The organism is Chryseobacterium sp. SSA4.19, assembly GCF_022601875.1.
In the GTDB taxonomy this organism is placed as follows: Bacteria; Bacteroidota; Bacteroidia; order Flavobacteriales; family Weeksellaceae; genus Chryseobacterium.
Map to the genome: position 1 here is coordinate 95,437 of NZ_JAKVIP010000013.1, position 16,546 is coordinate 111,982.

Sequence of the window (16,546 nt, forward strand, 5' to 3'; positions counted from 1 at the left end):
TTTCTGAGTGTTACACTTATCCTGATATTTCCAACACTTACACATTATTTCCTCGCATTTAATTAATGCTGCTATCTCTTGTGATTTATTTCCAATAACTTTATTTATCAATCTTTACTTATTGACTTTGAGCAATTTAAAACATAAAACTAATTATTAAAACATGATAACAAATTCTATGCATCCACCCTGATTTTTTCATTTTCAGATTTTTAAAACAGTTAACCATTAAACAAAAAAAATATGAAAACTAAACTACTATCCTTTATCCTGTTGCTTCTTATGTTTATAAGCGTAGACGCGCAGTCCAAATACTTTTATTACTACAATGGAAAGAAGTATAATCTACAATTGGATAAATCTTCAATTGCCATTACATCCACTACTACCGATGCCGCAAAAGTATTTAAGGCTAAGACCCCCGTTGTAGAAACCTTTGCCAGCAACTCACTTTTAAAAGAAGGGAAAAAGGCAGATGACCACACCAAAACATTTTATGTGGAAATAGAATCTGATCCCACGATTTCAGATGATCAATACATTGCCAGCATAGCAGAAAAAAACATACATAAAGACATTATTATCGCTTCTCCTTGCTTCTTGACTTCTGAAGGCCAGAAGATGGGTCTGTCTAATAATTTTTACGTAAAACTCAAATCAAAGAATGATATAAACCGATTAAATGAACTGGCCGAAAAACATAATGCAGAAATATTAGGATATAATGAATACATGCCTTTATGGTTTACTGTATCCTGTACGAAGAACTCAACTTTTGCCAATGCAATAGAAATGTCCAACCTATTCTATGAAAGCGGTTACTTTGAAGTTGCGGAACCTGAATTTATGTATCATAATCTTGAAGCATCTGCCGATCCCTCATTCGGGAGCCAGTGGTCGCTTAAAAATACAGGACAATACGGATCAGCTTACGCAGGAATAGACATCAAGGCAGAACAGGCCTGGACTTTATCTACAGGCGCTAATGTAAAGACTGCTATTTTTGACCATGGCTTTGAAATGAATCATCCTGATCTTGCCGCTAATGTTTTCGGAACAGGATATGACGCACAGACCAATACCTCGCCATCTGTAGTAAGAGGAAATCACGGGACTGCGTGTGCAGGAATCACAGGAGCTGTCCAAAACAACAATCTAGGAGTAAGTGGCGTGGCTCCGAAAACAAAGCTCATATCCATAAGCATCAACCTTACTTTTGCAGATACACCCCAGCAGCTGGCGAACGGCTTTAACTGGGCAACAGCCAATGGTGTTGAGGTCATCAGCAACTCATGGGGAGGATATGCTCCGTCTGTTATTATTGAAAATGCGATTACCAATGCTTTGGTTAATGGAAGAGGCGGAAAAGGAATGGTAGTTGTCTTCGCAGCCGGCAATGAAAACAACACCAATATCCGATATCCAGGAGGTTGGGATCCCAGAATTCTTGTGGTAGGAGCAATGAGTCCTTGTGGACAGAGAAAGAGTCCTACTTCATGTGATGGAGAAGGCTGGGGAAGCTGTTACGGAACACAACTTGACATTATGGCTCCGGGAGTAAAGATGCCGACAACAGACCGGCAGGGAAGCAACGGCTATACTTCTTCCGATTATACTCCGGATTTTAACGGAACTTCATCTGCATGTCCTGTTATCGCAGGGGTTGCTGCACTGATCCTATCTGTTAATCCGTGCTTAACCGCTCAGCAGGTTCGTGATATTATTGAGCAGACTGCCCAAAAAGTAAGAACCGACCTTTATTCTTATGCAAGCACTTCCGGAAGATCCAACGGTACATGGCATAATCAGATGGGTTACGGATTGGTAAATGCCTATGCTGCTGTTGTTAAAGCAAAAAGCATCTACAGTCTTGCTGCATTTGACAGTGCTGCAGATATAGGTTTGGAGCCCAACCCTTCTGCTACGACCTGGGCCAATATTTACCAGAGTCCGGATCTTTGGAACAGACGTACCAACAGCGCTTTCCTGAACCTGACACATCAGGATCCGGGATATATTGGGCCTGGACATAATGTGATGAGATTCAGGGTAAGAAATATCGGATGTACAACCTCAGCACCAGGCTTTGCAAGACTGTACTGGACAATGGGATCAACAGGTGAAACATGGCCTAATTCATGGAACGGAATCCAGCTAATAAACGGATTTTCTGCAGGCGGAGAACTTACGACTCCATACACAGGATTCAATTCTTCAAATACCTATGCTACAGGACAGGGATTCAAAATTCCGGCATTGGCTCCGGGACAGACCTATATTATTGATGCTAAATGGACTCCTGTCAATCCTGCAATCTATGGCGGCCTGACTGATAACGTAGTATGCTTCCTGGGAAGAATTGCAATGCCGGGCGATCCTATGTACAATGAAAACCCAGGCCCTAATGCTCCGATACAGCCTAATGTAACCAATAACAATAATGTGGTGACCAGGAATACCAAACTGGTGAGCCTCAGCGGGACTTTCCCTAAAAAATCAGGATTTTTCTTCGGAAATTATCTTGAAAATGATAAGCCGTTTGATATCAGGTTTAACCTGATAAAAGATTCCAACGTACCGTTTAAAAGTATAACGCGTATTATTATCAAACTAAATCAGCTAGGATGGGAAAGATGGGAAAGCGGTGGTAAAAAGCTCGATGGCATGGAAATATTTAATTACGATGAACGTGAACTGATGATCCTTGATCCTACAAACGCCGTTATAGGAAACATCATGTTGAAGTCTGATGAATATCTGCCTGTTGAAATAACCTTCCAGACCTCGGCAAGCATTTCAAGCACTGAAGAGTATGATTTAGCCGTGACCCAGACTCTTACAGATAATTCAGATGAACTGTATGGAAGTGTATGCCATTTTCTTGTCACAATTAATGAGAAAGATGTTGAAGAAGGTGAGCCATACTGTGATGAAAAATGCAGACAGGCAAAAATGCAGTCTTTGGTATTACAGGATATAAAATTATCTCCAAATCCTGCTTCTTCTCAAGCGGCTTTAGAATTTCACCTGAGAGAAGATGCAAAAGTTACCGTTCTGTTAGCAGATTACAATGGAACAACGCTTAAAACCATTTCGAACTCGGAAATGATGAGAAAAGGAACCAGTAAAAAGAATTTTTCCATCTCAGAACTTCCAAATGGAGTATATGTAATCAGTATTCTGGCTAATTCTGAAAAGAAATCCATCCATCTGATTGTAAAGCATTAATCAGTTTTTATTAAACAAAATAAAATCTGTCTCAATATGAGGCAGGTTTTTTTGTGAAAAAATCAGACTTATTATCAATGCTGGATATTTTTAATTCTTTCTCTATAACATTACAAGCCTCTTTTATAATAAAGTTTCGGGAATTATAGATATTCCCGAAACTTTTTTAACGTGAAAATAAATGTATATTGATAATTTAAGCTTTCGGGTCCGGAACAAAAGTCCGCTGTGCAAGCTCCTGGTCAAAAAGATATAAAGCGGAAGGGTTATCACTTACCATTTTTATTTTTGTTACCAGCTGGGAAGCACTTGCCTCTTCTTCTACCTGCTCATTAATAAACCATTGTAAAAAAGAAGTCGTGGCAAAATCACCTTCATCATTAGCATTTTTTACAATATTGAATATGCTTTTTGTTACTTTTTTTTCGTGTTCAAGTGCTTTCTCAAAAATATCAATGGCCCCGATGAACTCATGTGGAGGTTTCGGAATTTCCCCGATAATAATTTCCCCGCCTACATCATTAAGATAATCAAACATTTTATCAGCGTGCATCAGCTCCTCTTTGCTTTGAACCCTGAAATAATTGGCAATTCCGTCAAGATCCTTTGCTGAAAACCAGGCAGACATTGACAGATAATATTGTGCAGCATATTGTTCGTGAGCTATTTGTTCGTTAATTAACTTTGCAATTTTCTCGCTAACCATAAGTAATAAATTTACAGTCAAAATTAGGGAATAAAACCCTAAATCAAAAGTTTTAATACAAGTTTAATAAGAAAGGACGGAATAAATCCCGTCCCTTAACACACTAAAAACACTTAAACTATAAACTACTTATTTTTATCCGGAGCTGCCATATCCATTGGTTTATGCCTTTTTTCTCCCTTCAATCCTTTTTCTTTCATCGCCATTCTCCGTTGTTCCATTTTAGCTTTTCTGTCAGCCTGCCATTTATCATATTGCTGGGGAGTTAAAATTTGCTTCATATCTGCATCCATCTGCGCTCTTTTCGCTTTCATCTCCTGCATTTTAGCTTGTCGCTGATCTTTGTTTTTCTCAAAATCAGCTTTCATCTCAGCTTTTCTCTTATCATGTAGTGCTTTGATCTGTGCTACCTGAGATTGATTTAAATTGAGATCCTTTTGCAGCTTGTCCAAATGTTCCTTTTCTCTTTCCTGAAATCTCTGGTGCATCTCCGCTCTTCTTTCTCCTTTATCCTGTGGCGGAGTTTGTTGAGCCATTACAAAACTTCCTGTTCCGATAAACGCTATTGCTAAAACTAACTTTTTCATATTTTTAAAAATTAAATTAATTGTCATATATCTTTTTGATTATAAGTTAAAATAAAAGTTAAACAACAAAATTCACAAAATATGTTAAAATTTATTATTAAATAACCAAAGCACAAAAACAAAAGAAGAGCAGATCATAAGACCTGCCCTTCACACCACTTAAATATAATATATGAAAATTAATTTTTTGCAAATCCGGTTCTGAAACCACGGTTACCATTTCTTTCTCCATTACTATTCTGCTGTCTCGGTGCTGAATTTTCACTTCTTCTGAAACCTCCTTCATTCCTAAAGCCGCCGCCGTTATTCTCTCTTCTCGGGGCTTCCTCTCTCCTTACTTCGCCATTCCCTCGAAATCCTCCTCCATTATTATTTCTTATGCCTCCGTTATTTTCAGCACGCTCTGTCCTGAAGCCTCCGCTGTTTCTTATCCCACCGCTATTCCGAATCCCGTTGTTTTCATTTCTGAAACCGGTATTGTTATTCCTGTTCTCAGCCTGTCCACGGAAACTTCCGCCGTTATTTCCATCTCTCACCGGTCCTCTGAAACCGTTATCAGGTCTCTGGCTTCTTACAATATTAATCGTCGGGTTATCCATTCTGCGAAATCTGACCCGGTCTACCCTGTATAAATTGATGTTAATATTTCTGTAGCGCGGCATTGGTCTGCAGATGGCAGCATAATGTGATCTTCTGTAATTCTGGAAATACACTACCGGGCTGTATCCTCTGTAATAATTATTCTGGAAAATCACAAAGACCCTTGGCCCCATAATTCTTTCCAGTGCATAGAATCGGTCATAATACCATCTGTCAGGGTTGTATCTGTAAAAATTATTCCAGGTGGAAAAACCTGAATACAGATTGTTCAGCCTTATAATCTGATCGATCTGCCATGGCGCCAGTCTGTTTTGATTAAAGAACAAATTCCAGTTGATGCTTGAAATACTGTTCCTGTAGTCATTGTAATTGCTTTGATAATAAGTATTAGGATAATAATCCTGAGGATAGTTGTAATAATAATCATCAGGGAAGTAATTCTGGTCATCCTGGTCACTGTAATATCCTCCATCATTCTGATAATATCCTCCATCATCCCATCCGTTATCCGGATACTGCTGAGCAAGAGCTAAAGTCGCTATGCCCAAAGCAAAACTGATTAATATTTTTTTCATTTTATAGCCGTTAATTGGTTAGTATATAATAGAATATCCTATTTCTATCTTTTTGATATAAATAAAAAAAAGAAGTTAAATCCTATGATAAAACTTCTTTATATTTGTTATTAATTAATTGATAATCAAATGTTAAATTTACGATCTTCCACTGTTGATCACCCAGTCTGCGATCTTTCGGTTAAAATCTGACCGTCCTTTCAGATCTTCCAATTTAAGGTGCATTCTATACCTCCAATAGTGTGGAAAAACCGCCGGGTTATTGATTCTTTCATTATGCATTTCGATATTCGTAAGTTCTTTATCGGTTGTCAGGAACTCCTGGATCGGGAAAATAGCCAGCATGGCATCATTATAAAGATGCTGTTTCATAATGATTTCAGCGAGACGGGCATCCATTTCCTCAGGAGCTTTTCCGTACTGAACCAGTTGCTCATTAAAGTAACGTTGCGTTAAAATCGGATTTTCCTGCCACCATTGCCTCAATGTAGAGCTGTCATGAGAAGAAGCAGTCACTACATTCATATAACCGGCCTTTTCAGGACTGTAAAAAGGAAGGTGATCTGAAGGCATACGCTGCACTTTAAGCGCAATAATAGCCAGCTCATCCATCACTACCGGAACACAGTCCGGAACCAGGCCAAGATCTTCACCACAAATCAGCATTTGGGTTGCGTTAAGGATAACCGGAAGTTTCTCCATGGCTTTCTCATACCATAGCTGGTCCTGCCGTACGAAGAAATAATCCTGATAAAGATCGTAGATGGATTTCTTTTCCCAGTCTGAAAGATGCTGGTAAGAATCCGTATGATAGACATTGAATCTCGGATGATATACAATCTGCCCGTTTCTTTCTTCAATTAAGAATAATACATTTGCGCACAATGCAATCAGCTGCTCTTCAATCGGGCCGTGCGGATTTTTCTTAAAGAAGTCAGTCAATTTCCGTTGGGTGTTGAATTCTTCTTTAAATACGTAGGTTCCATTCTGATGATCGTCCATAAACACCAGCGCATCCTCCTTATTATCCCCAAAATAATTCAATAAGATCTGATCATTAATAAATGGTTGGCAGTATCGGTCAAAATTAAACGGAATATGGCGGGCGTTGAATTCTTCAAGCGTTACAGGAACGGCAGGATAAAAATATCCTAAAATTCCCTGTGTAGCGGAAACCGGCATTCTCCAGATTCTGAAAAATCCTAGAATATGATCAATCCTCATCGCATCAAAATACTGTTCCAATGCTTTGAACCTGTTTTTCCACCACTGGTAATCATTGGCTTTCATGGCTTCCCAATTGTACGTCGGAAATTCCCAATTCTGCCCGAGCTCCGTGAACTGGTCCGGTGGTGCTCCTGCCTGAAAATCCATCCCGAATAATTCCGGCTCTGTCCATGCTTCCACAGAATACCTGTAAATACCAATCGGCAGATCTCCTTTCACAGAAACTTCTAAACTATGAATATAGTCGATAGCATCTTTAAGCTGCTGATGAAGCTGGTACTGCACCCATGCATGAAGCATAGAAGTTTCGTACTCTTTACTTTTAATGTTAAAAAAAGGAGCGATCTTTCCTGCTACGTATTTTTTATGGGTTTTCCATTCGGTAAAATTCGGCGTTTTATATTTATCCCTCAATACACAAAATGCAGCATACGGGATGAGCCAGCTTTCATTGTCTTTAATAAATTTCTTAAAGTTCCTGTCTTTATAAATTTTATCCTTGTTGGTCGTAAAAACCGTCTTCAGGTATTTCCACTTTCCGGAAATCATTTTTTCGTAATCAATTAATTCCAGGGCATTAAGCTCTGCTTTTTCTTTTTCATATTCCTGAAGAATATCTTCCGGTAATTTAAAATCAAGATTCTCTAAAGAAATATACTGTGGATGCAGCGCGTATACAGAGACTGCTGCATAAGGATAGGAATCCGTCCATGAATAATTGGCCGTGGTATCATTAATAGGTAAAATCTGAATGATCCCAAGCTGCGTTTCTTTTGTCCAGTCTGCAAGCTTTTTAAGATCAGAAAATTCCCCGACTCCAAAGCCATCCTCTGTTCTTAATGAAAACACAGGAATAGCCACTCCCGCATCATGATACATCTGGTAGAGCTTAAATTTAAAATAGTGATCTGAAACGATCTGTAAAGCATCTTTTGAGGAGTTGGGTAAAGCAAAGCGGTTTTCACCTGTTTCAATATCGATTACTTCCTGTTTTTCAATATCATAAAGCCCATATTTATACTGGATGAGCTCATTTTCAGGAATTTCTACAGAAACTTCCCAGACCCCAATACGGGTCTGATATAAATGAAGAACATTTTCATATTGCCAGCTTCCTAAAGAAGGCGTGCTTCCAAACAGCACAATTTTCCAGTTAGGGTTATAAACAGGAGCTTCAAGCCTGAATAAATGGGTATGCTTTTTTAACACTGAAATTCTCTCAGGTTTAAATGCATTCAGCTTATTGTGAAGGATTTTATTATTTAAATAGTTCTCCGGGAAATTTTTATTATTCCACTTGTCAAAAATTACAAATTCCTTATAGTTATGGGGAAAATTAAGATAATGATGAGCAAATTCTTCTCTCAGGACATTCCCTTTTTCACCGACCAGCTGATACCGGTAAGAAACGGATTTTGAAAAGTAATCGATCTCGCATTTCCATAAATCATTTTGGGTATAAAACATAGGATAAGTCTTGAATACAGCACCTTCTTCAGTGACTATCAACTGTAGTTTTTCTCCCGCTTTCACGCTGTAACCTACATTAAAGTATAGCTTCATTATCTATTTTTTTATAAAAATACATCTTAATATTGAAAAATAAAACTTCATGAATATCAAATATTTATTAAAAAAACCTTCTCAATACTGAAAAGGTTTCATTTTTTAATTGAAATGACAGATTATTCTGTCACCATAATTTTTTTGTTTAACAATATTTTTCCTGATTCATCCGTAATATTGACTAAATATGCTCCGCTCACCAGGCCTTTAAGATGAACCTGCTGATTTAACAATCCTCCTTTTACGGATAAATTCTGGCTGGTTACCTGTTTACCGGACAAATCAAAAACGGCAAATTTAATATTTCCCTTTACTGATGTATCATTAACGCTAACATTGATCATCTGTTCATTTACTCTTGTCGGATAAACGTCAATATTAGCAAAAACGCTGCTTGAAACAGATTTATCATTCACAAAATACTTACTTGCCAAATCATAGATATGAAGATTTTGTTCACCTGCCAATTGAACAGCCTGTAAAGTATTCATTTCTACCTCGTATAAAGGAGCTCCTTTGGCACTGGCAATTACGACTTTCCCTTTTGAATTCACGGCAGAACCGTTGACTGAATAATTATCCGGAATCCCTGTAATTTTACCTATAAATTTAGCGTTAAGCTCTTTCGTTGAAATTTTAAAAACATTTCCTGAAGTGGAAAAAACATAGAAATTATTTTCTGCATCCGCAATCATATCTCCTCCGAAACCGCTTTCAATAGTGGTAAAAGAATTTTTCCCATTGGAAGCGTCATCCCTAATAATACCAAGATCATTTACCGTATATTGGTTTCCTTTTCTGCTGATCTGCAGAAATTGGGTTCCGGCATTGTTAAGAGCATAAATACGTCCGTCATAACCTGTTGCCATTCTGGTCATATGAGAACTGATGTCACACGGACTGATCCGGGCCACATTGTTTTCCACCAAAGTAATTTCTTTGGTTTTTGAATTTAAAACATAAATATTTGAAGAAAACATCGGCATATAAACCAGGTTATTATTAAAAGGATCATAAGCCAGTGTTGCCATATTGACTGCCTGGGAATTATTATAGGTATTTTTATCTTCCGTAACTGTCGCGCCCCGGTTTTGCGAAAATACTTTTGCAGGCGTATCAGCGGTAAATACCTTGTCTCCGGAAACACCGGTAGTTCCGTCAATAACCCTGAAATCACTGAAGATTATACTGGGCGTATCTTTTCCTGTGAGCGCAAAAAAATCTTGCTGTGCATAGATATTAGCGGCTGATAACATTAAAAATAAAGGAAGTAAATGTTTTTTCATAGTACAGTTATTTGGATTCGTAATGATTTTACTATGACTAAGTTACGCATTTTTCAGATCGCTTGATAGAAATTTTCAGATTTGAACTCTAATTTTTCAATTAATCATAAAGAAGAATCTTAAGTGAATATTAACGCAAATTAAATAACTTATCCATCATGCAATTTTATGAACTTTCTTTCAATAAAGAAAAAACTCCCACAGATTTGCGGGAGTTGATATTATCAATCGTTACTATTTTTAGTTCAGAATGTAAAACGTTCCGTCTCTTCCGTCTTTCAGCTCGATCCCTTCAGCAAGAAGCTTATCACGGATCTGATCTGAAAGCTCGAAATTCTTAGACTTTCTTGCCTGGTTTCTTAATTCAATGAGAACTTTCAGCGTCTGGTCCAGCTTTTCATTGTTATTTTCTTCGATGGTCTGTAAACCTAATACATCGAAAATAAGAGCATGTAAGGTTGACCTTAAATCTTCGAGGTCTTTCGTCGTAATAGTTTCTTTTCCGTCCTTTAAAGCAAAAATGTATTTTACTGCCTCAAATAAATGCGCGATCAGTACCGGAGAGTTGAAATCATCCGTCAAGGCATCATAGGCTTTATTTTTCCATTCTTCTATACTGAAACCGGATTGCTTCTCATCAGCAGGGGTTACGTTTCCAAGCACTTTAACAGCCTCCATTAATCTGACAAACCCTTTTTCACTGGCAATCATTGCATCATTAGAAATATCCAGTACGCTTCTGTAATGCGCCTGCAAAAAGCAGAAACGCACAATCGACGGATGGAAAGGCTTTTCAAAGAAATCATTTTCTCCGGTTACCAGCTGCATCGGCAAGATATAATTTCCTGTTGATTTACTCATACGCTGGGAATTCATGGTCAGCATATTCGCATGCATCCAGTAATTTACCGGAGCAGCATCATTGCAGGCTTTTCCCTGGGCAATTTCACATTCATGATGGGGAAATTTTAAATCCATCCCGCCTCCGTGGATATCAAAAGTTTCGCCCAGATATTTAGTGCTCATCGCAGTACATTCCAGGTGCCATCCCGGAAAACCTTCTCCCCAAGGGGAATTCCATCTCATGATATGCGCTGGAGACGCTTTTTTCCAAAGGGCAAAATCCTGAGGGTTTTTCTTTTCACCCTGCCCGTCCAGATCACGGGTATTTGCGAAGAGCTCCTCGATATTTCTTTTTGACAATTCACCATAGTTCAATCCTCTGCTGTTGTATTCCAGCACATCAAAATAAACGGAACCGTTGCTTTCATAAGCAAATCCTTTTTCAATGAGCTTTTGAGTCAATTCAATCTGCTCAACAATATGCCCCGTTGCTGTGGGCTCGATATTCGGAGGCAATAAATTAAACATCTCCAATACTTTATGAAAATCAACCGTATATTTCTGTACGATTTCCATAGGTTCCAGTTTTTCCAGACGGGTCTGCTTCACAAACCTGTCATTATTAACATCTCCATCATCGGTAAGGTGGCCGGCATCAGTAATATTCCTTACATACCTTACTTTGTAACCCAAATGCGTCAGACTCCTGTAAATAAAATCAAAAGAGAGAAATGTCCGTACATTTCCCAAATGCACGTTGCTGTATACGGTAGGCCCGCAGACATACATTCCAACGTTTCCTTCAAGAATGGGTTTAAATATTTCTTTTGCTCCTGCGAGCGAGTTATATATTTTTAATTGCATTGATTTAAAATTAAAAGATTAATGATTATAAGATTTAAAATTAATTGAAACAAATTGTGTCGCAACAAATAATTGTCATTACAAAAATCTTATATGAAACTTTTTTAAATTTTATCATCAGTATTGAATTTAATAGTCCAGTTTCGCATGGCTTCCCACATAATGCAGGAATTCCTGACGGGTGATAGGATTGGTCCTGAAAATGCCGCTCAACTCTGCCGTAATCGTAGAACTTGCGGTGTCTTTTATTCCCCTGCAATTTACACAAAGGTGTTTTGCATCGATGATACAGGCCACATCTTTTGTTCCCAACGCTTCTTTTAACGCATCTACAATCTGCATGGTCAGCCTTTCCTGAACCTGCGGTCTTTTTGCATAATAATCAACGATTCTGTTGATTTTTGAAAGACCGATCACTTCACCGTTCGAAATATAAGCAACGTGTGCCCTTCCGATAATCGGCAAAAAGTGATGTTCACAGAATGAATATACGGTAATATCTTTTTCTACCAGCATCTGCCGGTATTTATATTTATTGGAAAAGGTAGAAATTCCCGGCTTATTTTCCGGAAGAAGGCCTCCGAAAATTTCATTGACATACATTTTGGCAACACGCTTCGGTGAATCCTTCAAGGAATCATCAGTCATATCAAGGCCTAATGTTTCCATGATTTCGCTAAAAAGCCCTGTAATTTTCTCTATTTTCTCCTCTGGCGATTTATCAAAAGCATCTTTCCTGATAGGCGTATGTTCCTTTCCCGTGAAAATATCATCGTCGTTATCCGTAAAATCAACCATTTTTATTTAATTTGCAGCAAAAATACGGATAATATCTGTTTTGTTTATTTCAAATTAAATTAAAAATCACCTTTCAATCTACGCCTTATGATTATTGCTGAAGAAGTACAGAATGAAAATCAGAAAAAGGAATTTTTAGAGTTCCCGTTAAGGCTTTATCAGCATGATAAGAATTATATCAGACCCTTGAATAAGGATATTGAAGAATTCTTTGATCCTGAAAAAAACAAATTCTTCAAAAGCGGGACCTGTACACGGTATTTATTTAAAAACAAACAAAATCAGATCGTTGGAAAAGTCGCTGTTTTTGTGAATCCTCTATATAAACAGGCTCAGCCAACCGGAGGGATCGGTTTTTTTGACTGTATTAATGACCAAGAAACAGCAAACTTTATTTTTGACCACTGCAAGGCATGGCTTCAGCAGCGGGGAATGGAAGCAATGGACGGCCCGATTAATTTCGGAGAACGTGACAAGTTCTGGGGATTGCTGACCGAAGGTTTTATCGAACCCCTGTATGGAATGAATTATAATTTCCCTTATTATAAAGATCTTTTTGAACACTATGGATTCAATATCTATTTTGAACAACTGTGTTTTTCAAGACCTATTTTTGCTGAAGTATCAAGGGTATTTACCGTAATGCATTCCAAGCACACAAAAAACCCGAATCTTTCAGCAATACCCATGCAGAAAGACCGTCTGGAAAAATTTGCAAAGGATTTTACGGAAATTTATAATAAGGCATGGGCAACACACGGGGAAGGGAAGCAAATAGAAGAAGCAAAGACCATAAAAATGTTTAAAATGATGAGACCTATTATCAATGAACATATTTCCTGGTTTGTCTACGAAAATGAAAAACCTGTTGCGATGTGGATAAATATCCCGGACCTGAATCAATGGTTTAAATACCTGGACGGACAATTCGGGCTTTGGGAAAAACTGAAGCTTTTATGGCTTAAAAAATTTAAGAAAAACGAGAAGATGATTGGTCTTGTTTTTGGTGTTGTTCCTGAGTGGCAGAAGAAAGGCCTTGAAGGCTATATGATCTGGGAAGGGACGCAGCATCTGAGAAAGCATACGGATTTTAAGGTAACCGAGCTGCAATGGATCGGCGACTTCAATCCTAAGATGATTAAGATTGCGGAAAGCCTCGATACCACCGTAACGCGCAAGCTAGCCACTTACCGTTATCTTTTTGACAGAAATAAAAAATTTGAGAGACATCCTGAATTATAATATTAAAAAAAACAGCAACTTATGGATTCATTAATTATTTTACTGATTTTATTTCTCTTTATCGTCTTCTCTATTCCAGCGCTTATTTTCCTAATTGCCTATCTTGCCGCCAGAAGCAGGAAGAAAAAGCAGCAACTCCTGCTGGAGCAGATCGGTACTCCCGAATATTATGCTTTTGTACGCTATAACATGGGAAATGCGCAAAATGAGTTCTTTAAGATTAAGGCATTCCAGGGAAGCGGAATGATTTATGTAGAAGGCCGCAATATTCATTTTGTAGATACTTTGCATAGAAACCCGCATGTATTTGCTATGGATGAAAGCTTTATAAAATGGGAAGACATCAATATCGTCAATGGCCTTTTAAAATGGTTTTCCATAGCAGATCAGGAGAAAAAATATTATTTCAATATTGAGAGCGGGATGTTTATTTTCAACACCAATTCTTCAAAGCCTACGACAAAAAGTGTTTTCGACAGGCTGGTTATGTATCAGAATGAAATGCCTGTCACGCATCAGATTTAAAGCAATTCGGCGGGGCCTTTGGCTCCGCCGAATTGCTAAAACATCCTTTATTATTAAAAAAGCCTTGTTAAGAACAAGGTTTTACAATTAAATATCATTTTACGTTATCAGAATAGCTCACCGGCTACTTTTTTAATATTGTCGCTTTTCCCCATTGAGTAAAAATGTAAAACCGGAACTCCGAAATCCAGCAGTTCCCTGCACTGGCTGATCGCCCATTCTACCCCAATCTGCTTTACAGCATCGTTATTCTTTGCTTTCTCAACTTCATTGATCAATTCTTCAGGCAGATCGATCTTAAAAATCTGAGGTAATATTTTCAAATGTTTTTTGGTAGCAATCGGTTTAATTCCGGGGATAATCGGAACAGAGATTCCCATCTCGCGGGCTTTCTGTACAAATTCAATAAACCTTTTATTATCAAAAAACATCTGTGTTACGATATAATCGGCCCCTGCATCCACTTTCTGCTTGAGCCATTTTAAATCATAATTCATAGACGGTGCTTCCATGTGTTTTTCAGGATAGCCGGCTACGCCGACACAGAATTTATTATGCTCTTCACATTCTTTTTCTTCATTGTGCAGATACTTACCTCTTCCCAGATCATTGATCTGATTGACCAGTTCCATGGCACTTCCATGGCCGCCAACACTGGGCTCAAAATACTGGTGCCCTTTCATGGCATCTCCTCTTAAAGCCATCACATTATCAATTCCCAGATACATACAGTCGACCAAGAGGTATTCTGTTTCTTCTTTGGTATATCCTCCGCAAAGCAGATGGGGAACGGTATCTACATTGTATTTATGCTGAATCGCAGCGCAAATCCCCAAAGTTCCGGGGCGCATTCTGGTGATCCGGCGTTCCATTAAACCATTTCCTTTATCGATGTAGATATATTCTTCTCTGGAAGTCGTCACATCAATAAACGGCGGCTTGAATTCCATCAGCGGGTCAATATTTGTGTACAGATCTTCAATCCCGATCCCTTTCTGTGGCGGAACCACCTCGAGGGAGAATAATGTTTTTCCGTTTGCTTTTTTTATATGGTCTGTGATTTTCATTATTTATTTTATGATAATATCTTTAGTTATTTTAAATATATCTTTAAAAACTTCAACTAAATCCAAAGTTTCTATTTTGAAATTATCGGTGATTTCATAGTCTCCATAATTGTTTGATTTCATATTTATGCCTTTTACACTAAAAATAGTATTAGCTTCACTTACTACTTTCAATTCAGAAAACATAAGAAAAGAAATTAAGATTTCCTTTAAGTAGATTAACTGTTGCTTTTCAATTATATTAATAAAATTTAAGATTATTTTTTCATCTCCAAAAAAATACAGCAATGTCTTCGCTAAAGAATATGGATTCCTAAAACTTGAAAAATTATTTATTTTCCTGCCGTTATAATAGGTTCTATTTAGATCTACATTAGAGAAATCATCACATTTATTCAATATATTTTGGAATGAAAAATCATTACTAAATAATTGCCTTGCTGTAATAAAATTATTCTCAATTGCATCACTAAAAATAAATTTAAAGAATTCTTTCTTGTTTTCATCCCTAAAATTACTTCTGCTTAATTCAAAATCATCAGCGAATGCAAGTAAATAATCCGTATTTTTATAATGATAAACTTCTGAAGAATAAAATTTATTTATGTATCCAAAAAAGTCTACATTTTCGCCATAAAAATGATGATAAATATGTTTAATATTATTTATATCACAAACTAAAATAACTTTCTCAAATCCAAATTTATTCTCACCTAATTTATCGTGTGCAGAAAAGATATTTAAAATTCTAAAAATATGTTCAGGATCAATTCTATCTAAATCATCGATGACCAAAGTCATTTTTTTCTTAGTTTCTTGTTCAATATTTTTAATAAGCTCAAATAATAATTGGGTAATAGCATTATTTTCATAAAAACTTCCAATTTTTCCTTCATGCTTTTTGAAAAAATTATTTATAACCTCTAATTCTGGATTTTTTTGAATTTCATTTTCAAAATTTTTGAAATCCCGTGCACTCAGTTGTGTAAGTTTTGCTATTAATTTCCCTAAGTTTTTAAGTATTCCATATGAACCAGATGCATTATCCTCAACAACGCTTTCTCCAATTAAATCAGAGGCTGAAACAAAGTCTTCTAAAAATTTATTCGAGAAATATTGATGAATAAGATTTCCTTTTGAAAAGTTTAAATTTTCAAAAATAATTACATCTTGACTTAAGATTTGGAATAAAATATCAAATTTTATTAGCTCAAAAATATCTTCGTTTGAAGCAATTGAGTAATTTACCGGATTTATAAAAATTGGAAAATACTCATCGTTATATTTTTCATCATTAAAAAATTCATTTAAAAAATAAGACTTACCAATTCCAAATTTCCCAGAGAAAACAATTCTATTATTATTCTCAATATTTAAATGATTTTCAAATTTTTGAAAAACCTTTTCTATTAATTCTCTTCCCATAATTAAA

General features: G+C 36.9%; 12 protein-coding genes. 3 read left to right on the forward strand and 9 right to left on the reverse strand.

All coding sequences use genetic code 11. The features are described 5' to 3' along the window. Window positions 1-243 precede the first annotated feature (243 nt). Window positions 244-3,228, forward strand: a complete 2,985-nt coding sequence (locus MKJ01_RS18840) for a S8 family serine peptidase (protein ID WP_302850486.1) — start codon at window positions 244-246, stop codon at window positions 3,226-3,228. 196 nt (window positions 3,229-3,424) lie between these two features. Here the strand turns inward: MKJ01_RS18840 and MKJ01_RS10900 are convergent, their stop codons facing one another. From MKJ01_RS10900 to folE, 7 genes are all read right to left on the reverse strand, one after another. Next, a complete protein-coding gene (locus MKJ01_RS10900; RefSeq protein WP_241613860.1) occupies window positions 3,425-3,934 on the reverse strand; it encodes a ferritin in 510 nt (169 codons plus the stop codon). A 125-nt stretch (window positions 3,935-4,059) separates the two neighbouring features. Continuing rightward, window positions 4,060-4,521: a hypothetical protein gene (locus MKJ01_RS10905; RefSeq protein WP_241613858.1), complete on the reverse strand. Its 462-nt coding sequence runs from the start codon at window positions 4,519-4,521 to the stop codon at window positions 4,060-4,062. A gap of 179 nt (window positions 4,522-4,700) precedes the next feature. Beyond that, on the reverse strand, window positions 4,701-5,696 hold the full coding sequence (locus MKJ01_RS10910) for a hypothetical protein (protein WP_241613856.1): 996 nt from the start codon (window positions 5,694-5,696) through the stop codon (window positions 4,701-4,703). A 138-nt stretch (window positions 5,697-5,834) separates the two neighbouring features. Next, on the reverse strand, window positions 5,835-8,486 hold the full coding sequence (locus MKJ01_RS10915) for a 4-alpha-glucanotransferase (RefSeq protein WP_241613843.1): 2,652 nt from the start codon (window positions 8,484-8,486) through the stop codon (window positions 5,835-5,837). A 122-nt stretch (window positions 8,487-8,608) separates the two neighbouring features. Next, window positions 8,609-9,775: a T9SS type A sorting domain-containing protein gene (locus MKJ01_RS10920; protein ID WP_241613841.1), complete on the reverse strand. Its 1,167-nt coding sequence runs from the start codon at window positions 9,773-9,775 to the stop codon at window positions 8,609-8,611. A 240-nt stretch (window positions 9,776-10,015) separates the two neighbouring features. Then, a complete protein-coding gene (cysS, locus tag MKJ01_RS10925) occupies window positions 10,016-11,482 on the reverse strand; it encodes a cysteine--tRNA ligase (protein WP_241613838.1) in 1,467 nt (488 codons plus the stop codon). A 129-nt stretch (window positions 11,483-11,611) separates the two neighbouring features. After that, complete coding sequence (gene folE / locus MKJ01_RS10930) at window positions 11,612-12,280, reverse strand: GTP cyclohydrolase I FolE (protein ID WP_241613836.1); 669 nt, start codon at window positions 12,278-12,280, stop codon at window positions 11,612-11,614. 87 nt (window positions 12,281-12,367) lie between these two features. Between folE and MKJ01_RS10935 the strand changes: the two genes are divergently transcribed. After that, the gene (locus MKJ01_RS10935) at window positions 12,368-13,522 is read left to right on the forward strand and encodes a hypothetical protein (RefSeq protein WP_241613835.1); all 1,155 of its coding nucleotides are present in this window, start codon (window positions 12,368-12,370) and stop codon (window positions 13,520-13,522) included. 21 nt (window positions 13,523-13,543) lie between these two features. Beyond that, window positions 13,544-14,047 (forward strand): hypothetical protein, encoded by a 504-nt coding sequence (locus tag MKJ01_RS10940; protein ID WP_241613834.1) that lies wholly within the window; start codon window positions 13,544-13,546, stop codon window positions 14,045-14,047. 107 nt (window positions 14,048-14,154) lie between these two features. Here the strand turns inward: MKJ01_RS10940 and metF are convergent, their stop codons facing one another. Both metF and MKJ01_RS10950 read right to left on the reverse strand, forming a co-directional pair. Beyond that, window positions 14,155-15,114, reverse strand: a complete 960-nt coding sequence (metF, locus tag MKJ01_RS10945; RefSeq protein WP_241613833.1) for a methylenetetrahydrofolate reductase [NAD(P)H] — start codon at window positions 15,112-15,114, stop codon at window positions 14,155-14,157. 3 nt (window positions 15,115-15,117) lie between these two features. Further along, window positions 15,118-16,539: a P-loop NTPase fold protein gene (locus MKJ01_RS10950; protein ID WP_241613832.1), complete on the reverse strand. Its 1,422-nt coding sequence runs from the start codon at window positions 16,537-16,539 to the stop codon at window positions 15,118-15,120. Window positions 16,540-16,546: the final 7 nt, after the last annotated feature.